The following is a 25034-nucleotide window of genomic DNA, read 5'->3' on the forward strand; positions in this document are numbered from 1 at the left end:
GTGGACATCGACATGAGTGCCCTGCGGGGTCTGGTCCGGGAGAAGGAGATTTCCTTCGACCTGCTCGTCGAAGCGATCGAGTCGGCCCTCCTCATCGCGTACCACCGCACCGAGGGAAGCTTCCGGCGCGCACGCGTCGTGCTCGACCGCACCAACGGTCACGTGATCGTGTGGGCGACCGAGGACCCGAGGGACCTGGAAGAGGGCCAGGAGGCCAAGGAGTTCGACGACACCCCGTCGGACTTCGGCCGCATCGCCGCGACGACCGCCAAGCAGGTGATCCTCCAGCGTCTGCGCGACGCCGAGGACGACCTGACCTTCGGCGAGTTCCTGGGCCGCGAGGGTGATGTCATCACCGGCGTCGTGCAGCAGGGCAAGGACCCGAAGAACGTCCTGGTCGACATCGGCAAGATGGAGGCCATGCTGCCGGTGCAGGAGCAGGTCCCCGGCGAGGAGTACACGCACGGACTGCGGCTGAAATCGTACGTCGTGCGGGTGGCGAAGGGTGTCCGCGGTCCGTCCGTGACCCTCTCGCGCACCCACCCGAACCTGGTGAAGAAGCTGTTCTCCCTGGAGGTCCCGGAGATCGCCGACGGCAGCGTCGAGATCTGCGCGATCGCCCGCGAGGCCGGCCACCGCACCAAGATCGCCGTCCGCGCCAACCGCTCCGGCCTCAACCCGAAGGGCGCCTGCATCGGCCCGATGGGCAGCCGCGTGCGCAACGTGATGGCCGAACTGCACGGCGAGAAGATCGACATCGTCGACTGGTCGGACGACCCGGCGGAGATGGTCGCCAACGCCCTGTCACCCGCCCGGGTGAGCAAGGTCGAGGTCGTGGACTGGGACACCCGGTCCGCGCGGGTGACCGTGCCCGACTACCAGCTCTCGCTGGCCATCGGCAAGGAGGGCCAGAACGCCCGCCTCGCCGCCCGCCTGACCGGCTGGCGCATCGACATCCGTCCCGACACCGAGCAGCCCTCGGACGGCGAGGACCGCGACCGGGGCGAGCGCGGCGACCGGGCCGAGCGCCGCGACGACCGGGGCGAGCGCCGTGACGACCGCGACGGCCGGGGCGACGACCGCCGGGACGACCGGCGCGACGACCGGCGCGACGACCGCCGCGGGGAATAAAACCGCTACCGCCCGGAGCTGTCCGGGCGGTACACAGGAACGGCAGGGGCCACGCGAGCCCTGCTCCACGTGCACGGCTGTCCGCCACCGAGGTTTCGGCGGCGTGATCCGGCACTAGTGATCACGACAACATCCGTTCGATTTTTCGCCCGAAGGGGTGAGGTCGGTGCGGGGAGGTAGACTTAAGCGTGTCTGGCCGGACGCAAGCCCGCGCATGCCCCGAACGCACCTGTGTGGGGTGTCGGGAGCGAGCGGCCAAGAGCGATCTGCTGCGCATCGTGGCGGTCGGTGACAAATGTGTCTCCGATCCTCGCGGTACGCTGCCCGGCCGGGGTGCCTACGTGCACCCCGCCGTGGTCTGCCTCGACCAGGCTGTCCGCCGCAGGGCGTTCTCCCGGGCCTTCAAGTCCGCAGGACCGTTCGACACGGCGGAACTGCACAATGCCGTGGCCGATGAGGCCGAGGCGACACCGTAAGCACGTAGTACGGCACGGATCACCGTGCGGTCAGGTACCTCGCGAGTTGGAAGTAGGTCGAGATTGCGATGAGCACCCCTCGATGAGTACGCGATGAGTACGAGCATGAAGTAGAGACGGTCCGGCGTAACCCGGACCTAAAAGGAGCGAAGTGGCTAAGGTCCGGGTATACGAACTCGCCAAGGAGTTCGGAGTTGAGAGCAAGGTCGTCATGGCCAAGCTCCAGGAACTCGGTGAGTTCGTCCGTTCGGCGTCCTCGACGATCGAGGCGCCGGTCGTACGCAAGTTGACCGATGCTTTGCAGGGCCCCGGCGGCAACGCCGGCAAGGCCCCCGCGAAGCCTGGCGCGCCCCGCAGCGCGGCGCCCGCCAAGCCCGGGGTCCCGACCCCGGGTCCCGCACGATCCGCTGCGCCGAAGCCCGGCGCACCGGCCCCCAAGCCGGTCGTCGCAGAGGCTCCGGCCCCCGCAGCGCCCGCCCCGGTGACCCCGGCCGCCACCGGCGGCCCGCGTCCCGGTCCGAAGGCTCCGGCCGCCCCGAAGCCCGCTCCGGCGGCTCCCGTGGCGACCGAGTTCTCCGCGCCCCCGGCGGCTCCGGCCGCCGCGGCCCCGGCGCGCACCGACCGTCCCGCCGGCCCCGGCGCGACCCCCGGTCCGCGTCCGGCGCAGCAGCGCCCCGAGCGTCCGGCGGCCCAGGGCCAGTCCGGCGCCCGTCCCGGCGCCCCGCGTCCGGCCGGTGCCGCTCCGGCGCGCACCGAGCGTCCCGCCGGTCCCGGTGCTTCGGCACCGCGTCCCCAGGGCGCCCGTCCGGCCGGTCCCCGTCCGGGCAACAACCCGTTCACCTCTGGTGGCTCCACCGGCATGGCGCGCCCGCAGGCGCCCCGTCCGGCCGGCGCTCCCCGTCCCGGTGCCCCCGGCGCCGGTGGCGGCCAGGGTGCTCCCCGTCCGCAGGGCGGCCCCGGCGGCGCCCCGCGTCCGCAGGGCCAGGGCGCAGGTCGCCCCACCCCCGGCGGCATGCCCCGTCCGCAGGGCGGCGCCCCGCGTCCCGGTGGTGCCCCCGGCGGTAACCGTCCCAACCCGGGCATGATGCCGCAGCGTCCCGCTGCCGGTGGTCCCGGTCCCCGTCCCGGTGGCGGCCCCGGTGGCCGTGGTCCCGGTGCCGGTGGTCCCCGTCCCGGCGGCGCCGGTGGCGCGGGCCGTCCCGCGGGCGGCGGCTTCGCCGGCCGTCCGGCCGGTCCGGGCTCGCGTCCGGGTGGCGGCGGCGGCTTCGGCGGTCCCCGTCCCGGTGGCGGCGGCTTCGGCGGCGGTCCGGCCGGTGCCGGTGGCGGCGGTCGTCCCGGCTTCGGCGGGCGTCCCGGTGGTCCCGGTGCCCGTGGTGGCACGCAGGGTGCCTTCGGCCGTCCCGGTGGTCCGGCGCGTCGTGGTCGCAAGTCCAAGCGCCAGCGTCGCCAGGAGTACGAGGCCATGCAGGCCCCGTCGGTCGGCGGCGTCATGCTGCCGCGCGGTCACGGCGAGACCGTTCGCCTGTCCCGCGGTGCGTCCCTCACCGACTTCGCGGAGAAGATCAACGCCAACCCGGCGTCGCTCGTCGCCGTGATGATGAACCTCGGCGAGATGGTCACTGCCACGCAGTCCGTCTCCGACGAGACCCTCGAAATGCTGGCCGGCGAGATGAACTACGTCGTTCAGATCGTCAGCCCGGAGGAAGAGGACCGCGAGCTCCTCGAGGGCTTCGACATCGAGTTCGGCGAGGACGAGGGCGGCGAGGAATACCTCATGCCACGTCCGCCGGTCGTGACCGTCATGGGTCACGTCGACCACGGTAAGACCCGACTGCTCGACGCCATCCGCAAGACGAACGTCGTTGCGGGCGAGGCCGGCGGCATCACGCAGCACATCGGTGCGTACCAGGTCAGCGCCACGGTCAACGACGAAGAGCGCAAGATCACCTTCATCGACACCCCCGGTCACGAGGCGTTCACCGCCATGCGTGCCCGTGGTGCCAAGTCGACCGACATCGCGATCCTCGTGGTCGCGGCCAACGACGGCGTCATGCCGCAGACGATCGAGGCGCTCAACCACGCCAAGGCCGCCGGCGTCCCGATCGTCGTCGCGGTCAACAAGATCGACGTCGAGGGTGCCGACCCGGTCAAGGTGCGCGGTCAGCTCACCGAGTTCGGTCTGGTCGCCGAGGAGTACGGCGGCGACACGATGTTCGTCGACATCTCCGCCAAGCAGGGTCTGCACATCGACTCCCTGCTCGAGGCCGTCGTCCTCACCGCCGACGCCTCGCTCGACCTGCGCGCCAACCCGGAGCAGGACGCTCAGGGTATTGCGATCGAGTCCCACCTCGACCGCGGCCGCGGTGCCGTTGCCACCGTCCTCGTCCAGCGCGGTACCCTCCGCGTCGGCGACACGATGGTCGTGGGCGACGCCTACGGCCGCGTGCGCGCCATGCTCGACGACAAGGGCAACAACGTCGAGGAAGCGGGTCCGTCGACCCCCGTCCTGGTCCTGGGTCTCACCAACGTCCCCGGCGCCGGCGACAACTTCCTCGTCGTCGACGAGGACCGCACCGCCCGTCAGATCGCCGAGAAGCGTGCTGCGCGTGAGCGCAACGCCAACTTCGCCAAGCGCGTCCGCCGGGTGTCCCTGGAAGACCTCGACTCGGTCCTCAAGGCCGGTCTGGTCCAGGAACTCAACCTCATCATCAAGGGCGACGCGTCCGGTGCGGTGGAGGCCCTCGAGTCCTCGCTGCTCCAGCTCGACGTCGGCGAAGAGGTCGACATCCGCGTCCTGCACCGCGGTGTGGGTGCGGTCACCGAGTCGGACATCTCGCTGGCGATGGGCTCCGACGCCATCGTCATCGGTTACAACGTCCGTGCGGCCGGCCGTGCCGCGCAGATGGCGGACCGCGAGGGTGTCGACGTCCGCTACTACTCGGTGATCTACCAGGCCATCGAGGAGATCGAGGCGGCCCTCAAGGGTCTGCTCAAGCCGGAGTACGAAGAGGTCGAGCTCGGTACGGCGGAGGTCCGCGAGGTCTTCCGCTCGTCCAAGCTGGGCAACATCGCGGGTGTTCTCATCCGATCCGGCGAGGTCAAGCGCAACACCAAGGCGCGGCTCCTGCGCGATGGCAAGGTCATCGCCGAGAGCCTCACCATCTCCGGTCTGCGCCGCTTCAAGGACGACGTCACCGAGATCCGCGAGGGCTTCGAGGGTGGTATCAACCTCGGTTCCTACAACGACATCAAGATCGACGACGTCATCGCGACGTACGAGATGCGCGAGAAGCCCCGCGCGTAAGCGCGAGGCGGTTCGCACCGTGTCGTAGGTGCTGTCACACCGGGGCCGGTCGGCGGAATATCCGTCGATCGGCCCCGGCCGTTGCGTGTACGGTTCTGATGACCCTGCCGCGCGACGGCCGGCAGGCCACCGAACCCGCACCGGCGGGACATCCGGAACTGCATGTACGTGGGGACTCTGTCCTTCGATCTGCTCCTCGGCGACGTTCACTCGCTGAAGGAGAAACGCTCCGTCGTCCGGCCCATCGTGGCCGAGCTCCAGCGCAAGTTCTCTGTGAGCGCGGCCGAAGTGGGCGACCAGGACCTGCACCGCAGGGCCCGTCTAGGGGTCGCTCTGGTGAGTGGGGACACGGGGTTCCTCTCGGATGTACTGGACCGCTGCGAGCGGCTGGTCGCGGCACGTCCGGAAGTGGAGCTGCTGTCGGTACGGCGGCGGCTCCACGGTGATGAAGACTGACCGCAAGACGAAGAAGGAGACGGACCAGTGGCCGACAATGCGCGGGCGAAGAAGCTGGCGGACCTCATCCGGGAGGTGGTGGCCGAGAAGCTGCAGCGCGGCGTCAAGGACCCCCGCCTCGGTACGCACGTGACCATCACGGACACCAGGGTCACCGGCGACCTGCGGGAGGCCACGGTCTTCTACACGGTCTACGGTGACGAGGAGGCGCGGGTCAGCGCGGCCGCGGGTCTGGAGAGCGCCAAGGGCGTTCTGCGCTCCGCGGTCGGCCGGGCGGCGCAGACCAAGTTCACGCCGACCCTGACGTTCGTGGCGGACGCCCTTCCGGAGACCGCCAAGAGCATCGAGGACCTCCTGGAGAAGGCGCGGACCTCCGACGCCCAGGTGCGCGAGGTCTCCTCGGGCGCCAAGTACGCCGGCGACGCCGACCCGTACAAGAAGCCCGACGAGGACGACGCCGATGACGTCGCCGACGAAGACGGGGACGCATCCGCGTAATGAGCACCAACGCAGGGAAGACGCCGGACGGCCTGGTCATCGTCGACAAGCCGTCCGGTTTCACTTCGCACGACGTGGTCGCCAAGATGCGCGGGATCGCCAAGACCCGTCGCGTGGGCCACGCCGGCACGCTCGACCCGATGGCGACGGGCGTGCTGGTCCTGGGCGTCGAGAAGGCCACCAAGCTCCTCGGCCACCTCGCGCTCACGGAGAAGGAGTACCTCGGCACCATCCGGCTGGGCCAGAACACCCTGACGGACGACGCCGAGGGTGAGATCACCTCCTCCACGGACGCCACCGGGGTCACCCGGGAGGGCGTGGACGCGGGCATCGCCAAGCTGTCCGGCGCGATCATGCAAGTCCCGTCCAAGGTCAGCGCGATCAAGATCAAGGGCGTGCGCTCCTACAAGCGCGCACGCGACGGCGAGGAGTTCGAGATCCCGGCCCGCCCGGTGACCGTCTCCTCGTTCCAGGTGTACGACATGCGGGAGGCGGAGGCCGAGGACGGCACCAAGGTCGTCGACCTCGTGGTCTCCGTGGTCTGCTCCAGCGGTACGTACATCCGCGCGCTCGCGCGGGACCTGGGCGCCGACCTCGGCGTCGGCGGGCACCTCACGGCGCTGCGGCGCACGCGGGTGGGCCCGTACAAGATCGACCGGGCGCGCACCCTCGACCAGCTCCAGGAGGAGCTGACCGTCATGCCGATCGGCGAGGCGGCCGCTGCCGCGTTCCCGCGCTGGGAGCTCGACGCCCGGCGGGCGTCGCTGCTGGCGAACGGCGTGCGGATCGACATGCCGGACGAGTACGAGCCCGGCAAGGCGGTCGCGGTCTACGGGCCGGACGGGCAGCTGCTCGGGCTCGTGGAGAGCAAGAACGGCAAGGCCAAGTCGCTCGCAGTCTTCGCCTGATCCGTTCCCCGGGTGCTCGACGCTCGACGCTCGGCGCTTGACGCCGTGGACCGGCCGGCCTTCGGGCCGGCCGGTTCTCGTTTTGACGTGGAGCGGTGAGCGCACACGGACTGCTGCTCACCGCTCCACGACCCCCCTCGGGTAGCTCTCTATCCACCCGGACCCCCTTATTCACCCGTCCGAGCAGGCGCTCGGAGTGAATGGAGGGAGCGTAAGGGGGCGCTTTCGCCACGCGTGCTGTTCCCGCTGATCTTCACCTGCCTACGGTCGTGCCTACGGGGCACGCGCGGCGGGGAGTGGTGCGGTGACGGCGGAACTGATCAGGATCTGCGATCTCGCCGGGCGGCCGCGGGGGAGCGGGTTCGTCGCGGACGACCGCGGGACGGTGCTCACCAGCCACGAGGCGGTGGCCGGACTGGCCCGGGTGGTCCTGCACGGGCCGGCGCCGGGGGAGCGGACCTGGACGGCCGGGGCCTCGGACGTGACGGCCCTGCCGGGGCTGGGGCTGGCGCTCGTACGCAGCGACGGGCTCGGGGTCCGGCCGCTGCCGGTCGCACCGCGGCGGGTGATCACCCCCGGGACGTACGTGAGGCTCTGCGCGCGGAGCTGGCGCCAGGCACGGGTGCTCGGCCCGGCCGAGGCCGCCTACCCGGCGGCCGACCGCCTCCCCCCTGTCCCGGCCGCGCTGGAACTGGCCATCGGCACCGACGGCCGCGACGCCCTGCGGCTCGGCGGCGAAGCCTGCGGGGGACCGCTGCTGGACGCCACGACCGGAGCGGTGCTCGCGGTCCTGTGCACCGCTCTGCGGGCGGAGCACCGCTCCGGGGGCTTCGCCGTGCCCCTCGCGGCCGCGGCCGCCGCCGACCCGGGCGGACCCCTCGCCGCGCTCCTGGAACGCAACGCCGCCACCGTGCCGGGCCACGGCCCCGACCTGAACCTCGCCGGAGCCCTCCAGCTCACCGGCACCACCCTGGGCGCGGCCCTCGCCGCCGGGGGCCCGGAGCCGGTGGACCGCCCGGAGATCGCCGCCGAGCTGGACGCCTTCACCACCGGCGACCGCCCCGTCCTCGCCCTGGTCGGCCGCCCCGGCACCGGCCGCACCACCGCGCTGGCCGCCCTGGCGGCCCGCCGCGCCCGCGGCCCACGCCCGGCCCCGACGCTCTGGCTGCGCGGCGCCGACCTGCGGGCCGGGGACGCCTCGCTGGCCGACGCGGTGGACCGGGCCCTGGCGGAGGCGGCCCGGATCCTGGAGGTGCCGGCCGCCGCCCCGGGGCCGGGCTCCGGGACCGACCCGGCGGCCGGCTCCGCGCTGGCCTCGCTCGTGGCCTCGGCCGGGCGGGCCCTGCTCGTCGTCCTGGACGGGCCCGAGGAGATGCCGCCGCGGCTCGCGGGGCGGGCCGGGCCGTGGACCGGCGCCACCGCCGCCTGGCTGGAGGCGACCGGGACCCGGCTGGCCGTGGCGGCCCGGCCCGAGCACTGGGAGTGGGCCGGGCCGCTCCACCCGCCGCGGATGCTCCGGATCCCGGCCCGGCAGGCCCGGCGGCTGCCGCCCGCCGTCCCGGTCGGCGATCTCACCCCGGGCCAGGCGGAGCAGGCCCGGGCCCGGCTGGGGATCCCGGCCGACGCCCTCGCGGCCGCCGATGCCCGGCATCCGCTCACCCTGCGGCTGCTCGCGGAGATCCGCGCGGCCGGGGTCACCGCGGGCCGTCCGTCCCGTGACGAGGTGTTCGCCGCGCACCTGGACCTGCTGTGCCTGCGCGTGGCCGTCCGGGTGTCCGCCGCGCACCCGCCCGCGCAGCCCCGCAGACCAGGGGGAGCGGCGGAGCCGGCGGCGCCGGCGGCGCCGTACGGGTCCGGGGTGTACGGGCCCGGGGCGGGCCGGCTCGCCGCGCGGGTGGCCGGGCGGGTGCACGAAGCCGCCCGGCGGTGTCTGGGCCCGGGCCGGGGGCAGCTGGACCGGGCCTCCTTCGAGGAACTGTTCCCCTGGCGGCCGGGCTGGGCCTCCGCGGTGCTCACCGAGGGACTGCTGGTCCCTGCCGGAGAGGGCTACCGCTTCGCCCACGAGGAGCTCGCCGACTGGCTGCAGGCCGCGCATCTGGACCTCCCGGCCGCCCTGGACACCCTGGGCCGGGACGTCCCCCGCCACCGCATCGGTCCCGTACTGGAGGCCCTGGGCCTGCTCGCACCCGCCGAACGGGCAGCCGCGCTGGAGCGGCTCGTGGCCCTGCTCGACGGCTCGGGCGGCTCCGAGGCGCGCTGGTGGGCGTCCCGCCTCATCGCCGAGACCCTGCTCAAGTCCCCCGACGCGACACCACACCTCCCACTCCTGCACACCCTGGCCACTCACCCACCCCAGCACACCCCGCCCCCACAAGAACCACCGGGAACGCACCGGGCTCCGGGCCCGGCCCCGGCTCCGGGCCCGGAGCCGGCCTCGGCTCCGGGCCCGGCTTCGGCTTTGGCTCCGGCCCCGGTTTCGGCCCCACCCCCAGCTTCGGCCTCGGGCTGGGCGTCTGCCTCGGCCCCGGTTTCGGCCTCGGGCTGGGCGTCGGCTTCGGCTCCGGGCTCGGCCCCAGCTCCGGGCTCGGCCCCGGGTTCGGCCCCGGTTTCGGCATCGCCCCCGGCCTGGGGCTCGGCCTCGGCCCCGGCTCCGGGCTCAGCTTCGGCCTCGGGCTCGGCCCCGGGCTCAGCTTCGGCCTGGGGCTCGGCCTCGGCCTCGGCTCCGGGCTCAGCTTCGGCCTGGGGCTCGGCCTCGGCCTCGGCTCCGGGCTCAGCTTCGGCCTCGGGCTCGGCCTCGGCCCCGACCTCGGCTTCGGGTTCCGCTCCGACCTGGGGCTCGGCCCCGGAATCGGCCTCGGCTCCGGCTTCGGCCTTGGCCCCGGGCTGGGCTTCGGCCCCGGCCCCGACCTCGGCTTCGGGTTCGGCTCCGACCTGGGGCTCGGCTTCGGCTTCGGCCTCGGCTCCGGGCTCAGCTTCGGCCTCGGGCTCGGCCCCGACCTCGGTCCCGACCTCGGCTTCGGCCCCGGCCTGGGGCTCGGCCCCGGCTCTGGCCTCGGCTCCGGCTCCGCCCTCGGCTCCGGCCTCGGCCTCGGCGCAGGCTCCGGCCGGTGCTGCGGGGTACGCGGGCGCCCTGGGGGACCCGTTCCCGGCGGACACCAGTGGGTGGGCGGGACCCGGTTCCGGCGCACACCGGCGGGTCCCGGCCCAGGGCGGAGCCACGGGGAGGGGCGGGCCCGGCGGGCAGGGCCGGCCCCTGCGCCCCGGCGCGGCCGCCGGGAACGCGGGCCGCGCCGGTGCCTCGGCACCTGGCGGGGGCACGGGTGGTGCTGAAACCACCCGGCCTGACCGGGCCGCCGGGCCTGAGCCGAGTACCGGACCTGACCGGGCCGCCGGGCCTGAGCCGAGTACCGGACCTGACCGGGCCGCCGGACCTGGCCGGAGCACCGGTGGCGGTGGGAACGCCGGACCTGAGCAGAGGACCGGGCCTGACCGGGCCATCCGGCCCGAGCGGAGCACCGGGCCTGACCGGGCCACCGGACCCGGTGGGGCCGCACCGTGCGGCCGGACCGGTGGCGGTGGGGACACTGGGCCTGAGCAGGGCACCGGGCCTGACCGGAGCACGGGGCCTGACCGGGCCGCCGGACCCGGCCGGAGTACCGGACCCGGCGGGAGCACTGGTGGCGGTGGAGGCACTGGAGCTGAGCAGTCCACCGGGCCTGAGCGGGCCACCGGCCCTGAGCGGGCCACCGGCCCCGGCGGGAGCACTGGACCTCAGCAGAGCACCGGCCCCGGCCCAGGCACCGCGCCCGACGGGGGCGTCGGACCCGGTGGGGCCGCCCGGTGCGGTGGGGACGCCCCGGGTGGGCGGAGCGGCAGGGGGTCCGAGCCCCGCCGGGGATGGCGGCAGGACGTGGACGAGGGGGAGTTCGGGGTGGCGTTCTGGACCCGGGTGCGGGTCTCCGAGGAGGACCGGTTCGAGCTGCTGCGGCGGCTGGTGACCCGTGACCACCGCCTCCTCGAGGCCGCCGCCCGGCGGCTGGTCCGGGCGCCGGACCTCGTACAGCCGCTGCTCTGCGGATGGCTCCGCGACGAGCGGCGGCTGCTCGGGCGGCCCGGGGCCACCGTCGCCACCGCCGCACAGGCGTTGCTGCACACCCACCGCGGCCTGGCCGTCGACGGCCTCGCCGAGGCGCTCGTCACCGCCGCGCACCCCCGCGCCGACGAGCTGCTCGCCGTACTCGCCGAGGACGAGCCCTCCGCCCTCAGCCGGGCCGTGGACCGCTGGGCCCACGACGAGCGGCCCGGCCGCCGGGTCGCGGCCGCCGCGTACGGGCCGCTCACCGCCCCGCACGTGCGCACCCCCGCCGACCGCGAACTGCTGCGCCACGCCGCGCAGGCCCTCCTCGCCCGCCCCGCGGACGCCCCCCTGCACGGCAGCGCCCTCGGGATCCTGCTCCGCGACCCCCAGGTACGGGCCCGCTACCTCCCCGAGGCCCTTGCCTGCTTCCGCGATCCCACTCCCGGCCACCGGATGCCCGCCGCCGCGCTGGTCGCCGCGCTCCCCGTGCTGCCCGACCCGGACGCGGTGTTCGCCGCCCTGCGGGAGCGGGCCGACGGGGAGGTCGTGCGCGCGCTGGCCGCGCTGACCACGCCGGGCCTGGCGCGCCGCGCGGCCGGCCTCGTACGGGACCACCTCGCGCGCCACCCGCAGGACGCCGCGCACGCCGCCGAGTTCGTGGACCGGCGGCTCGAACAGGGGCTGGCCGCCGCCCCCGTGCTCCGCCCGCTCGTACGGGACCTGCTGGGCGCCGGCCCGCCCCCGGTACGGGCCGCGCTGGCCGGCGTACTGGCCGCCCCGGGCACGGAGTCCTCGTACACCCTGCGCGGCGAGCTCGCCGAGGCGCTGCTCCGCGAGGAGCTGGACCCGTCGGTGCTCGACGCCTTCCTCGGCGCGCTGGCGGCGGGCGCCGCCGCCGGGGCGCCGCCGGACCGCACCCGGGACCTGCTGCGGCGCACCGGCCGGCAACTGCTGCGGGCACCGGGCGGGCCCGCGGTCTTCGAGCGGCGCACGGTCGAGCTGGCGCGGGCCGAACCGGCCTTCGGCGCGCTCGTGGCCCGCTGGCTGCGGCAGGCGCCGCAGGAGGCGGCGGCGCTGCTGGGGCCGAGCGCGCGCCGGACCGTCGAGACCCTCGCCCACAGCGCGTCCGTGCCGGACGACGCCGATGATGGGCAGCGGGCAGCGGCATGGCAGTCTTAGACCTGCAATCGGCAATCAGGACGTGGGCCCACAGGGTTCGGGCGAGGAGCGGTCACAGTGCAGCGCTGGCGTGGCTTGGAGGACATCCCCCAGGACTGGGGACGCGGCGTCGTCACCATCGGCTCCTACGACGGTGTCCACCGCGGTCATCAGCTGATCATCGGACGCGCCGTGGCCAAGGCCCGCGAGCTCGGCGTCCCCTCCGTGGTCGTCACCTTCAGCCCGCACCCGAGCGAGGTCGTCCGCCCCGGCAGCCACCCGCCGATCCTGGCCCCCTACGACCGGCGCGCCGAGCTGATGGCCGGGCTGGGCGTGGACGCGCTGCTGATCCTGCCCTTCACCGCGGAGTTCTCGCAGCTGTCCCCGGCCGACTTCATCGTGAAGGTGCTCGTCGACAAGCTGCACGCGCTGGCGGTCATCGAGGGCCCGAACTTCCGTTTCGGCCACAAGGCCGCCGGGAACGTCGAGTTCCTGCGGCAGCTCGGCGCCACCTACGACTACGAGGTCGAGGTCGTGGACCTGGTGGAGCGCGGCGAGGCGGGCGGCGGCGTGCCGTTCTCCTCCACGCTCGCGCGCAGGCTGGTCGCCCAGGGCGACATGGACGGCGCGGCCGAGATCCTCGGGCGCCCGCACCGGCTCGAGGGCGTCGTGGTGCGCGGTGCGCAGCGCGGGCGCGAACTCGGCTACCCGACGGCGAACGTGGAGACGCAGCCGCACACCGCGATCCCGGCCGACGGGGTGTACGCGGGCTGGCTGACGGCGGACGGCGAGCGGATGCCGGCGGCGATCTCGGTCGGCACGAACGTGCAGTTCGACGCGACCGAGCGGACCGTGGAGGCGTACGCGATCGACCGGGTCGGGCTGGACCTGTACGGCATGCACGTGGCCGTCGACTTCCTCGCCTACGTCCGCGGGATGGCGAAGTTCGAGTCGCTGGACGGGCTGCTGGAGGCCATCGCGGACGACGTGAAGCGTGCGCGGGTCCTGACGGACGCGTACGACGCGGAGCGCTGACGGTCGGTCGCAGCACGGACGGGCGAGGGCCCGTACCGCCCCCGGGGTTCCGGGAGTGGTACGGGCCCTCGTGCGTGCGGGATGTGGCCCCGCCGGGTCAGCCCAGGCGCGGGTCGCGCGGGGGCCCGGTGGGGTGGGGCGGCTGGTGCGGCTGGGGCTGCCCCGGCTGCTGGGGCCAGGGCTGGCCGGGGGTGGGGTAGGGCTGCTGGCCGTACGGGGACTGCGGCTGCGGCTGTTGCTGCGGCTGTGGGTGGGGCTGGTGGGGCTGGTGCGGCTGAGGATGCTGGTACGCCTGCTGATGCGGTTGAGGCTGCGGCTGTGGCTGGCCCCAGTGGTTCTGGGGCGCCTGCTGCTGGACGCGGATGAAGTCCTCGGCGACCAGGGCGGAGAGGTTGAAGTAGGCCTCGCGGGTCTTGGGCCGGAGCATGTCGAGGTCCACCTCGGCACCGGCCGCGAGGTGGTCGTCGAACGGGACCACGACGACACCGCGGCAGCGCGTCTCGAAGTGCCGCACGATGTCCTCGACCTTGATCATCTTGGCGGTCTCGCGGACCCCGGAGATCACGGTGAGGGAGCGCGAGACGAGGTCGGCGTACCCGTGCGCGGAGAGCCAGTCGAGGGTGGTGCTGGCGCTGCTCGCGCCGTCCACGGACGGGGTCGAGATGATGATCAGCTGATCGGCCAGGTCCAGGACCCCGCGCATCGCCGAGTAGAGGAGGCCGGTACCGGAGTCGGTGAGGATGATCGGGTACTGGCGCCCGAGCGTCTCGATCACCCGCCGGTAGTCCTCGTCGTTGAAGGCGGTCGAGACGGCCGGGTCCACGTCGTTGGCGATGATCTCCAGCCCGGAGGGGGCCTGGGAGGTGAACCGCCGGATGTCCATGTAGGAGTTCAGGTACGGGATCGCCTGGACCAGGTCCCGGATCGTGGCCCCGGTCTCGCGGCGGACACGGCGGCCGAGGGTTCCGGCGTCGGGGTTCGCGTCGATGGCCAGGATCTTGTCCTGGCGCTCGGTGGCGAGGGTGGCGCCGAGCGCGGTGGTGGTCGTCGTCTTGCCGACGCCGCCCTTGAGGCTGATGACGGCGATCCGGTAGCAGGACATGACCGGCGTGCGGATCAGCTCCAGCTTGCGCCGCCGCTCCGCTTCGGCCGCCTTCCCGCCGAAGCGGAACAGGCCGCCGCCGGAGGGGGTGTTGTTGCCGCTCCGCGCCTTCTGCCGGCCGCGGAGCAGGCGGTCCGAGGACAGCTCGACGGCGGCGGTGTAGCCGAGGGGGGCACCGCCGGAGGGCTGCGGGGCGCCATAACGGGGGTCGGGCCCCTGGGGCCCCTGGGGCCCCTGGGGCCCGGGCGGACCTTGCTGCCACTGGCCGCCGCGAGGATCGGCGTACGGCTGCGGTGCCTGCGGTGCCTGCGGTGCCTGCGGTGCCGGTTGCGCGGGCGGGAAGCCGTACCCGGCGTCGGGCGCCTGGGGGCGGGGCTGGGCGGGCGGCTGGATGTCGTACCCGGCCTGGGGAGCAGCCGGTGCGGTCAACTCCGCCTGCCAGCGCGGAGGTTCGGCGCCGGACGCGGAGTCGGCGCCGGCGGATCCCTCGAACGGGTTCGCCTCGCGCGGCGCCGGGATGACCGTCCCCGCGGGGGGAGTGGGCGTACGCATGGCGGCGGGCGCGGCGGGCGCGGCGGCGTACGGGTCGCTCAAGGCCCCCTGACCGGCGGACGGCCCGGCGCTCGGCGCCGGCGGGTGGGCCTCGCCCGGGGCGGCGGCACCCGCGGAACCCGGACCCGGACGATCCGGGACCTGCGGCCCCGACGCGGGGTCGTCCGGGGCGGACGGATACGACGTGGCCGGCGCGCCCGGGTAGGGCGGCAGGGCTGCGTCCGGGGCGGCGGGTTCGCCGGACTGCGGCGCGACGCCGTCGGCGCGGCCGGGCGCGGGGTCGGCGGAGTCCGGGGCCGGGGCCGGGGCGTGGGGCGGGACGGCGGCGTCCGGCGTGGACGCGTACGACGGGACCGGAGCACCCGGGTACGGCTCCGGGGCCGGCGCGTGGGCCGGCGCGGGGCTGTCCGCCGCCGCGGGGGCCGACGGCAGTCCGGTGCCCGAGGGCGGCGTGTGGGGTGAGGCAGCGCTGTGCGAGACCGGCGGGTACGGCGGCAGGGCGGCATCCGGGGCCGGGGTGTGGGGCGCGGCGGCGGCGTCGGGTGTGGGCGCGTACGCCGGGACCGGGTTGGCCGCATACGGCGGCAGGGCGGCGTCCGGGCTCGGGGTGGGGGTCGGGGCGGGGCTGTCCGTGACCGGTGGGGCCGCCGGGTTGGGCGGGAGTCCGGCCCCCTGGGGCGGGACGGCGGCGTCGGGTGTGGGCGCGTACGCCGGGACCGGGCTGGCTGCATACGGCGGCATGGCGGCGTCCCGGCCCGGGTTGGGGTTGTCCGTGACCGGCGGGGCCGCCGGGTTCGGCGGGAGTCCGGTCCCCTGGTCCGGAGTGTGGGGCGGGACGGCGGCGTCGGGGGCCGACGGGTACGGCGCGGGCGGAGCGGCCGGGGCCGGGGCCGGGGCGTACGGAGTGGCTGGCGCGTAGGGCGCGGCCGCAGAGTCCGCGGGGAGCGCCGTGGGGGTGTCGGGGGTGCCCGCGTACGGCGGGGCCGGTGCCGGTGTCGGGTTCGACGCCGCGCGCGGGGCGGGCGGCGCGATGCGCATCGTCGGCGGGGTCTCCAGGTCCGACGGAGGCCGGTGGGGTTCGAAGCCGCTGCCCTCGGGCAGGCCCGGGACCGCGGCGGCCGCCGGAGCCGCGCCCTGCGTGTACCAGGCCGGCGGGGTGTAGTCGATGGTGAACTCGCCCGTCAGCTCGGGCTCCGCGTCGGACTGATCGTCCGTCGGGACGTCCCACGTCCCGCCGCGCCTCTCGTTCCGATCGCCGCTCACTGGTCCTCCTGATCTGTCGAACACTGGTCCGGCGTCCCACCGGGCCACGCCGGCGCCCAGCCTAATCGTGCCCCGCAGCCGGTATCCGCCCCCGTCCGCCCGTACCCGGGGTCGACCACGGGCCGGGGCCGCCTACATCCTGCCCATACCGTCGGGCCCCGGCCAATCCCGCCGCCCCGAACCACCGCGCCTCCCGGCCCCGCCCGGGGCGCGGGCTGGCCGTCGACGGCGCGTGCGATGCCGATCTCCATCCCCCCGTTCCCGCCCTGCGGGGCCCCAACCCGGTGCGCCCGGTGCGGGCTTGTGGGCGCTGGTCGTGGCGGCGTGGCCCTTCTGGTGCCCGGCGTTGTGGCGCTGCCTGCTCCGGCGCTGCCCCTTGTTGTTCTGCCTCTTCCGGTACCGGTCGTGGCCCGCCTCCGGTTCGGGGCTTCGTCGTTCGTGGTCCGCCGTTCCCGGGGTCTGTTCGGCTCGGCGTGCGGTGGGCGGGGTGACGGGTCGCCTGCGTGTGCCGCTCGTGTGGTGCGGGTGGTGGGCCCTGCGGGGCGAAATCCCCTACCCACCCTTCCACCGTTCCCCGGGCTCCGCCCGGACCCTGTCCTCAAGCGCCGAATGGGCCGGCGGTGCCTGGGTCCGCTTTGGGCTGCCGGGTCCAAGCGTGCCTTCCCCACGCTGTCTGCTCCTGTCCTGCTGGGGTCAGGATGTGCATGCTCCAGGAGCGTCGGGCGGTCGCGCCCGGACCCGGTCCTCACGTGCCGGACGGGCGGGCGGGCCCCTGGGGTGTCCGGTTCGGGCTGCCGGGCCTGAGCCTGGCCCTCTCCCGGCGCGTCGTTCCGGTCTGCTGGGATCAGGACTTGCAGGTTCGTGACCCCGCCGGGCCCGTTGGTTGTCCTTCGGACCGGCTCCTCATGCGCGGGTACCGGAGTTGTGCGGCTCGGGGTACGGGGGCCTCGCTTGCCTCTCCCGAGGCGTCGGTCCGGTTCTGCTGGGATCAGGACTTGCGTGCTCTTGGCGCGTCGGGCCGAGCATGGTCGGTTCGGCCCTGGACCGGGTTCTCATGTGCTGGACGGGCTGACGGTTCCCGGGGTGCCGGGCCTGAGGCTGACCCTCCCGGCGCCGTCGTTCCGGTTCTACTGGGGTCAGGACTTGCATGTCCGTGGTCCCGGCGGGCCGGGCCTGGTCGGTTCCGCCCGGACCGGGTCGTCAAGGGCCGGACGTGTTGGCGGGCCGGGGAGTTGTCCCGTTCGGGCCATCGGGCCATCGGGCCACTGGGTCCTGGTCCGCCCCTCCTGATGCCGTCGCAGCCAGTCCTGCCGGCACTGGAACTCGCCAGCTCTTGTCCAGGCCTGTCCGGCCCTGCCAGGTCGGGGGCTGGGCTATTGGTCAACGCCGCGCCCCGCGTGCTCCGCTGATTCCAGGGCCACGCCCTTTGACGGAAGTACTGAGCCCGTCTGCCAATATCCGGCGCACCGCTCCGCCGGGCGGTTTCCGCAGTGCCGCCGCCCGGGGCTCGTACGTTCCCGATCTGCCTTGACCGGCCCGCGCGTTCGTCCGGTCCCATGGGATACCAGCCAACCGATCGCCCGAACTGCCGTTCAGCGGCACGGCCGTTGCCGTCCCGTCGGTAGGCCGGTTCCACGGTCAAGCACGCTCTGCCCGATGTCGGGTTGCTCAACGGGCCACCGGTGTCCCCGGCCACCCGGTCCGCCCCGCGACGCACATGCAGCCCTGTCCCACCAGCAACCCCGAGCCGAGATCCCCCGAACAGGTACCCCTGAGTGTCCACCCGGGGCCCCGGAGTCCCCCGTGAGGCTGAATCTCCCCGCGTCCAGGGTTCCACGGACAGGTACCCGGCAACTCCGGGCCGGGCCGGCAGGTGCCGTGCGTCCTCGGGGTTCCGTGAGGCTGAACCTCACCACACCCTGGGCTGGGCCGGCGGGCACCCGGCACCTCCGGGCCGGGCCGGTAGGTACCGCGCGTCTTCGGGGTCCATGGGGCTGAACCCACCACACTCCCGGGCCCCGCCGGCGGGCACCCGGCACCTCCGGGCCGGCAGATACCGCGTGTCCTCGGGGTCCGTGAGGCTGAACCCACCACACCCCCGGGCCCCGCCGAGGGGCACCTGGCACCTCCGGGCCGGGCCGGGCCGGCAGGTGTCGCGTGTCCTCGGGGTTCCGTGAGGCTGGTCCCTCACCACACCCCCGGGCCCCGCCACCGTGCACCCGGCACCTCCGGGCCGGGGCCAGCAGGCACCGCGCATCCCCGGAGTTCCATGGGGTTGCACCCACCACACCCCCGAACCCCGCCACCGTGCACCCCCGCAACTCCGGGCCCCGCCACCGCGCACCCCGGGCCCCGCTACCCGGAAACCCGCGCGCCCGGCCGCCTCCGGGCTCCGGCCCGGCCCGCCCCGCCCCGGCCAGGGCCCCCGCGCAAAGTCAGTCGATGCGCCGGGCCGGGCCCAGCAGGCCCGTTTCCCCGTCCGTCGGCTGCGTCATCACGAACTGGCGGTCGCGCTCGGTGCACCACAGCGTGACCCCGTCGCCCAGCGTCGGCAGGGACTCCACCGCCGCCGCGGGCAGCCGCATCAGGCGGCCGAGTTGCTCCGCCTCGTCCGGGGAGACCCGCTGGATGCCGACCAGGGAGGCGTTGCGCACCAGCCGGGGAGCCGCCGGGCTCAGGTACGGGAGCAGGGTCAGGACCGACTGCCAGGGTCCCGCCGCCACACGGCCCCGCGGCGGGCGCATGCCGCAGTCGCGGATCACCAGGACGGGACTGCCCGCCGAGGCACCCTGCGGCGGGACCCGGCCCACGTCGTGCAGGGTCACGCACTGCTGGCCGCCGCCCGCGGCCTGCGCCAGCCCGGACCACACCGGGCCGCGCCCGGTCTCCACCGTCACCCGCGCCCCCGTGGCGGCCGCCCGCAGGGCCAGGACCTGCGCCGTCCACAGGCCGCCGATCAGCGTGACCTCGTACGGAGTCGGCCGGTTGACGCCGAGTACCGCCGGGCGGCCCCCCGAGTCGACGCCGATGACGACTCCGTCGTCCCCGACGGGCAGCGCGAGCACGTCCAGCTCGGCCGCCTGGACCACGTGCCGCTCCCGGCGCGGACCGACCAGCCCGAACCCGCCCCGCGCCGGGCCCCGGGCAGAAGCGGCCCCCGGAGCGGCACCCCGAGCGGACGAAGGAGATGCCCCCGGAACCGACCCCGGACCCGACCCCGGCGCGGCCCCCGGCGCCGACCTCCTCATAGAGCGAGAGCCCCTCATCGCGTTCCTCCCAGCGGCAGCGACGCCAGCAGCCCCGGCACCTGTTCCCGGTCCAGCCGTACCAGCCCGGCCTTGACCCCGCGGGCCGTCTGTTCCAGTCCGCGCCGCGCCGCGACCAGCTCCTCGTCGCTGCGCCCGGTGACCCGTACGTGCCCGGTCAGCGCGACCTCGTGCCGCGCGGCCGGGGTCATCGTCAGGCTGAAGTTCGTCGCCAGCGCCGGCAGCGAGGTCAGCAGCGCGACGAACTGCGGAAGTCCCGCCCCGCTGCCGCCCAACTGGGGCCAGCGGCTGATCCAGTACGTGGTGTGCCGCCGGTCGTCGCAGCGCCAGGTCCGCGGGGTCTCCTCGGTGCGCCGCCCCGTGGCCGCCGAGCGCCCCGCCTGGGTGATCGCCATCGGGTTCGCGCACGAGGAGGTGGCCAGCGCGCCCGTCAGCTCCTGCTCCGTGAGCACCGTCGCACGGAACCCGGCCCCCTCGAGCCTGCTCGCCAGCTGGTCCGCGACCCGGACGATGCACCGCTGGGCCCCCGGCAGCCCGCCCCCGCGCGCGGTGACCGCGTCGGGGCACAGCTCCGGATCCAGCTTCAGCGCGATCCACGTGAGGCGCACCGCCGGGCTCCCGGTCAGGGCCTGGAGCGGGGCGTAGTTGCGCGCGGCCATCGACTGGGCCGGCAGGTGCGGGGCCGGCGCCGGCTGGGTGTGCTGCACGAGCTGCGCCGACTCCAGCCGGATGCCGTCCACTTCGAGGACGTCCCGTACGAGCGCCAGCGGCAGCGGCCGCGCCGCCCGGTCGGGGCGCAGCGCGGTGGCGTCCATGTCGACCTGGACCACCGCGGTCAGGAAGGTGCCGTCGCCGACCATGCCGACGGGCCGCCGGTCGCGGTCCCGCTCCCGTTCGCTGAAGGTGAGCGTCCGCAAAGCCGGTTCGGCCTCGACGAGCGGGGCCAGCCCCGGCTCCGTACCGGCCGGCACCGCCGTGCCGGCGGCCCGGCGGCGGCGTGCGCGCAGAGCCAGCGCTCCGCCGATCCACTCGGGCAGCGAGCGCCGGTGCCTGCGTACGACCGCGAGCAGGACGAGGACCAGGGCGAGCACCCCGGCGGGCGCCAGCAGCAGCGGATCCACGACCCAGGCCGCCAGCAGCGCCGCCGCGGCGACCTGGAGAAGCACGAGTTGTTGCAATCGGAACGGGCCGAAACGCCCCGGGCCGGACTTCGGATGCGGCGTCACTCCGGCGCGCGCGGGTGCGGTCGCCCCGGTCCGCGGCCTCACGGCAGTGGCCATCACTCCCGCACCTCACCTTTCCGGGTTCGTACCCCTGAGCCCCGGCGGCACGCGCGACAGCCGGCCGCTCGCCCCGGAATCTCCCCAACCCGCCCCAACACCCCTGTTTCCCCCGGCCCGGAAGGCGTGGAGCGGCTGCCTCACCCTACCCGGCCCCCAACCGGCGTCCGCCAAGAGGCATAGTAGGTGGCCGGTCGGACAACAGAGGCCCGGCGACCGTACTCACCGACCGGGCCGTGCGGGGAGAATCAGGCGGCCATGGCCTCACGACGTGACGAGCTCAACGCGTACACCTTTGCGAAGCGACGGACGGTGGCCGCGTTTCTCCAGCCTTCGGCGAGCGGGTCGGAGGAGGGCGCTCCGCGACCGCTGCGCGCCGTCCTGCCGGGTGTGATCACCGCGGCCCTCGTCCTCGCGGCCTTCGGCGCCTGGGGCATGTTCAAGCCGACGGCCCCCAAGGGCTGGGACACCCCCGGTGACCACGTCATCGTCGGCAAGGACTCGACGACCCGCTACGTCGTCCTGACCACCAAGGTCGACGGCAAGGACCAGACCCGGCTGCACCCGGTCCTCAACCTCGCCTCCGCCCGGCTGCTGCTCGATCCGAACAAGGCAAAGGTCGTCCAGGTCGAGGACAAGGTGCTGGACGCGGGCAAGCTCCCGCGCGGCCCCATCATCGGCATCCCGTACGCCCCCGACCGGCTGCCCGCCCCGGCGGAGGCGGGCAAGGCCAAGCGCTGGGCCGTCTGCCAGCAGCCCGGCGGCAACGGCAAGGGCGTGCAGACGGCCGCCTTCGTCCTCGCCGACCGCGAGGCGAAGCTGATGGACGACGGCCGCCGGCTCTCCGACTCCCAGGCCCTGTACGTCCAGAGCACCGGCCAGGGCCGGGCCCGCTACCTCGTCGACGCGTCGGGCACGAAGTACAAGTTCCCCGACGGCACCGCGGACGCGCGCACGATGACCAACGCCCTCGTCGGCGCCAGCGCCGTCCCGCAGCAGGTCACCGAGGAGTGGCTGGCCACCCTGGGCTCCGGCGACGACCTGGCCTTCCCCCAACTGCCGGGCGGCGCCAAGGCCGGGACCGCCGCCGGGGTCAAGGGCCTGGCCAGCACCGACGACAAGGTCGGCATGGTGCTGAAGGCCGTGACCGGCGCCGGCGCGCAGCACTATCTGGTGGTGCCCGGCAAGGTGGTCCCCGTCTCCGACTTCGTCGCCTGGCTGATGATCTCCTCGCCCGCGACCGACCGGCTCGACATGCACGGCAAGGCGCACGAGGTGGACATGCAGTCCATCAACCCGGACCGCACCTTCTTCAAGGGCGGCGCGAAGTGGCCGCAGAGGAAGACCGAGCGGATCAACGAGGTCCGTGCCTCCGCCGCCTCCGCCGCCTCGGGTTCCGGCGCGGACGGCGCCCGCGACACCGTCTGCGGCGTGCTGCGCTCCGTCGACGCCAAGGGCCGCCAGACGCTGAGCACCTGGGCCGGCACCGGATTCCCCGTCGACATCACCGCCAGCGGCACGAGCGCCTACGTCACCCCGGGCACCGGCCTGCTCTACACCCAGGCGCAGGGCCGCCAGACCACCGCGGGCGGGGCGCTGTTCCTGGTCACCGACACCGGGCTGCGGTACGCCGTCCAGGCCAACGGCGACAGCGACGCGGACCAGCCCTCACCCGGACCCGGCGCGAGCCCCGGCCAGGGCGGCGAGACCACCTCCGACGGCCGTCCCGCGCCGAGCCAGGCGCAGGCCCGGCTCGGCTACGCGAACGTGGTGCCGGTGACGGTGCCCATCGCCTGGTCGGAGTTCCTCTCCAAGGGCCCCCGGCTCGACAGCAACTCCGCCCGCCAGCCCCAGGGGTCGTGATGCGCAGCGCAGCGGTCGCGAACGCGCCGAAGCCCGCCCTCGCCGCCCTGCTGGCGGCCGCCGCCCTCACCCTGGGGGCCGCGCCGCAGGCCTCGTACGCGAGCGCCCGCGAGCCCTCGTACGGAAGCGCCCGCGAGTCCTCGTACGCGAGCCCGCGCGAGCCCTCGTACCCCCTGCGCCTCGCGGGCGCCGGCGAGTGCACCTTCCCGATGAAGAAGCAGATAGAGGACCGGCCCTGGGCGCTCCAGCGGCTGCTGCTCGACGAGCTCTGGGCGGACACCAAGGGCCGCTCCAAGGACGGCAAGAGCGTGCGCGTGGCCGTCATCGACACCGGTGTCGACCGGGTCAACCCGCAGCTCAGCGGCGCCCTCGACATCGGGGCCGGCCGGGACTTCCTCGACGCCAAGGGCGACGGCACCGCCGACACGGTCGGTCACGGCACCAAGGTCGCCGGGCTCATCGCGGCCCGCCCGAAGCCCGGTACCGGCTTCGTCGGGCTCGCCCCCGAGGCCACGATCATCCCCATCCGGCAGAACGACGGACAGGGCGGCGGCAACGCCCTGACCCTGAGCGAGGCCATCACGCACGCGGTGGCCAAGGGCGCCCAGGTCATCAACATCTCGCAGGACACCGAGCTGCCGATGACCGAGGACTCCAAGCTCGGGCAGGCCGTGAAGAAGGCCGTGGAGGCCAATGTGGTCGTCGTCGCCTCGGCCGGCAACGACGGCCTGACCGGGAAGAAGCGCGCCACCTACCCGGCGGCCTTCCCCGGCGTCCTCGCCGTGGGCTCCTCGGACCGCAACAACGAGCGCGCCGCCTTCTCCCAGCCCGGCTCCTTCATCGGGATCGCGGCCCCCGGGGTCGACATGGTCTCCACCGTCCCCGGATTCGGCCAGTGCGTGGACAACGGCACCAGCTTCTCCGCCCCCTACGTCGCCGGCGTCGCCGCCCTGCTGCGCGCCAAGCACCCGCAGTGGACCGCGCAGCAGGTGATCTGGCAGCTCCAGAACACCGCCGAGCGCTCCGTCAACGGCCATGACGACTACGTGGGCTGGGGCGTGGTCGACCCGGTCCGGGCGCTCACCCGGTCCGCCGCCGGCGCGGAGCCCCCCAAGGCCCCCGTACCGGACGCCGGGCCGCCCCCGGCGGCGGCCCCGGAACCGGCCGCGATGCAGACGACCGAGACGGCCCGCGAACGCGACGAGCGGCTCGGCACGTACGCGCTGGGGATCGGCGGCGTACTCATCGCCGTGATCGCGGGGACCGCCACGGTGGTGCGGGACGCGCGGAACCGAAGGCGCCGTTTGCAGTGAACGGTGTCACGGTTCCTCAACAGATCCCCAAGGGCTGTGTTGGGTCGGGCCGATCAACTGACTACAGTGTTCGGAGGCTTCACGACTGTGATCGGGGATGGTGCGTGGAGCGGAGGGGACCCGGGGGGCGTGTGGCTGAAAACCGCCCCCTCGGCGTGCCGCTCCGCCGCGCGATCCGCCGTTTCCGTCTGGCGAATTGAGAGATGAGGAGCTTCGGATGACCAACAATTTCGGACTCGCTGATGACCCGGTAAAGCAGGCACTCAACAAGATCTCGGAGACCGCCGACAGCGTCACCCGGCAGTCCCGGGAGCTGGCGGACATCCTGGCCACCGTCAGCGCGGGCTGGACCGGTGTGGGCGCGTCGGGGTTCACCTCCGCCCAGACGGTCGTCAACGAGGACCACGACGAGATCCGCCGGCTGCTCGGCGTGCTGCACAACGCGGTCGGGCAGACCAAGAACCTGAGCAACGCGCAGGACGACGACGTGGTCACGGCGTTCCAGTCGGTCAAGGCCGCCAGCGGCGGCGGCAACACCTCCGCCCTCAACGGGATCTGACCGGCGGGATCCGACCCGCTTCCCCACCCCCTTGCCCCGCCCCGTGCGAAGGAGAAGAGCATGACCGCGAACGACGGGCACACGAAGGTCCGGTACGAGAGCGTCCAGGTGATGGCGGACCGCATCCGCATCGTCTCGGACAACATCAAGAAGGACCTGGACGAGATGGGCGCGGCCCTGACGGTCGTCACCGACACCTGGGACGGCGAGGCGCACATCCAGTACGTCGAGCTGCAGCGCAAGTACAACGCCAAGGCCGACCACATGCGCGCCACGCTGCGCCAGGTCGCGGACCTCATCGAGCGCGGCAAGAACGACTACCGCGCCACCGACGTGAAGGCCTCGCGCCTGTTCACCGAGGCCTACTAGGCCCCGCGGCCGCGGGCCGGCCGGACATGAGGAAGGGGCGCGCCCGCACCGGGCGCGCCCCTTCCTCATGTTCCCGTGCACCCGGAGGGCGTACGGGTCCTAGCGCGGATCGCGGTCGAGATCGAACTCCCCGTCCCGGGCCCCGAGTACGAACGCCTCCCACTCGGCGGCGGTGTAGCGCAGCACCGTGTCCCGGTCCAGCGAGGACCGCATCGCCACCGCCCCCTCGGGCAGCCGGGCGATCTCGACCCGCTCCTCGTCGGGAGAGGTGCCGGGAGGGCCCTCCCATGCGACGCCGCTGATGTCGAGCCCGTACAGCTCGTCCTTCTCCTGCTGAGTGCCCATGAGCGGCCTCTCCTTCGGTGGTGCGTTCCCTGCCGATTATCGACGGTGACCAGCCGCGCGCGGGGGGCTTTCGGCAAG

General features: G+C 74.5%; 15 protein-coding genes and 1 pseudogene. 12 read left to right on the forward strand and 4 right to left on the reverse strand.

What is annotated here, in order from left to right; translation table 11 throughout:
* The 8 genes and pseudogenes from nusA (at position 1) to ACWCP2_RS13160 (ending at position 13044) form a co-directional block, all read left to right on the forward strand.
* Entirely contained in the window at positions 1-1131 is a 1131-nt protein-coding gene (gene nusA / locus ACWCP2_RS13125) for a transcription termination factor NusA (protein ID WP_450908648.1), read from the forward strand.
* A gap of 188 nt (positions 1132-1319) precedes the next feature.
* Entirely contained in the window at positions 1320-1607 is a 288-nt protein-coding gene (locus ACWCP2_RS13130) for a YlxR family protein (RefSeq protein ID WP_266881406.1), read from the forward strand.
* A 151-nt stretch (positions 1608-1758) separates the two neighbouring features.
* On the forward strand, positions 1759-4911 hold the full coding sequence (infB, locus tag ACWCP2_RS13135) for a translation initiation factor IF-2 (RefSeq protein ID WP_450908649.1): 3153 nt from the start codon (positions 1759-1761) through the stop codon (positions 4909-4911).
* A gap of 162 nt (positions 4912-5073) precedes the next feature.
* Entirely contained in the window at positions 5074-5367 is a 294-nt protein-coding gene (locus tag ACWCP2_RS13140; protein WP_079406299.1) for a DUF503 domain-containing protein, read from the forward strand.
* A gap of 27 nt (positions 5368-5394) precedes the next feature.
* On the forward strand, positions 5395-5865 hold the full coding sequence (gene rbfA, locus ACWCP2_RS13145) for a 30S ribosome-binding factor RbfA (RefSeq protein WP_450908650.1): 471 nt from the start codon (positions 5395-5397) through the stop codon (positions 5863-5865).
* Positions 5865-6773: a tRNA pseudouridine(55) synthase TruB gene (gene truB / locus ACWCP2_RS13150; protein ID WP_450908651.1), complete on the forward strand. Its 909-nt coding sequence runs from the start codon at positions 5865-5867 to the stop codon at positions 6771-6773. Before rbfA ends, truB begins: the two co-directional genes overlap by 1 nt.
* A gap of 319 nt (positions 6774-7092) precedes the next feature.
* Positions 7093-9114 (forward strand): annotated as a pseudogene (locus tag ACWCP2_RS13155) (serine protease); the annotation flags it as partial.
* A gap of 2973 nt (positions 9115-12087) precedes the next feature.
* On the forward strand, positions 12088-13044 hold the full coding sequence (locus ACWCP2_RS13160) for a bifunctional riboflavin kinase/FAD synthetase (RefSeq protein WP_450908652.1): 957 nt from the start codon (positions 12088-12090) through the stop codon (positions 13042-13044).
* A gap of 97 nt (positions 13045-13141) precedes the next feature.
* Here the strand turns inward: ACWCP2_RS13160 and ACWCP2_RS13165 are convergent, their stop codons facing one another.
* The 3 genes from ACWCP2_RS13165 to eccE all read right to left on the reverse strand — a co-directional run bounded on the left by ACWCP2_RS13165 (position 13142) and on the right by eccE (position 20507).
* Positions 13142-15961, reverse strand: a complete 2820-nt coding sequence (locus ACWCP2_RS13165; RefSeq protein ID WP_450908653.1) for an SCO5717 family growth-regulating ATPase — start codon at positions 15959-15961, stop codon at positions 13142-13144.
* A 2435-nt stretch (positions 15962-18396) separates the two neighbouring features.
* Positions 18397-19209, reverse strand: coding sequence for a hypothetical protein (locus ACWCP2_RS13170; RefSeq protein ID WP_450908654.1), 813 nt, complete (start codon positions 19207-19209; stop codon positions 18397-18399).
* 14 nt (positions 19210-19223) lie between these two features.
* Positions 19224-20507: a type VII secretion protein EccE gene (gene eccE, locus ACWCP2_RS13175; protein ID WP_450908655.1), complete on the reverse strand. Its 1284-nt coding sequence runs from the start codon at positions 20505-20507 to the stop codon at positions 19224-19226.
* Positions 20508-20765: 258 nt separating this feature from the next.
* Here eccE and eccB point away from each other — a divergent pair, with 258 nt between their 5' ends.
* The 4 genes from eccB to ACWCP2_RS13195 all read left to right on the forward strand — a co-directional run bounded on the left by eccB (position 20766) and on the right by ACWCP2_RS13195 (position 24611).
* Complete coding sequence (gene eccB, locus ACWCP2_RS13180) at positions 20766-22370, forward strand: type VII secretion protein EccB (protein WP_450908656.1); 1605 nt, start codon at positions 20766-20768, stop codon at positions 22368-22370.
* Positions 22370-23683, forward strand: a complete 1314-nt coding sequence (gene mycP / locus ACWCP2_RS13185; RefSeq protein WP_450908657.1) for a type VII secretion-associated serine protease mycosin — start codon at positions 22370-22372, stop codon at positions 23681-23683. Before eccB ends, mycP begins: the two co-directional genes overlap by 1 nt.
* A gap of 217 nt (positions 23684-23900) precedes the next feature.
* The gene (locus tag ACWCP2_RS13190; protein ID WP_450908658.1) at positions 23901-24242 is read left to right on the forward strand and encodes a WXG100 family type VII secretion target; all 342 of its coding nucleotides are present in this window, start codon (positions 23901-23903) and stop codon (positions 24240-24242) included.
* Positions 24243-24302: 60 nt separating this feature from the next.
* A complete protein-coding gene (locus ACWCP2_RS13195; protein WP_450908659.1) occupies positions 24303-24611 on the forward strand; it encodes a WXG100 family type VII secretion target in 309 nt (102 codons plus the stop codon).
* A gap of 99 nt (positions 24612-24710) precedes the next feature.
* Here ACWCP2_RS13195 and ACWCP2_RS13200 read toward each other — a convergent pair whose 3' ends face one another.
* Positions 24711-24956, reverse strand: a complete 246-nt coding sequence (locus tag ACWCP2_RS13200) for a DUF397 domain-containing protein (protein WP_450908660.1) — start codon at positions 24954-24956, stop codon at positions 24711-24713.
* Positions 24957-25034: the final 78 nt, after the last annotated feature.

Source organism: Streptomyces sp. NPDC002104, from assembly GCF_053593795.1.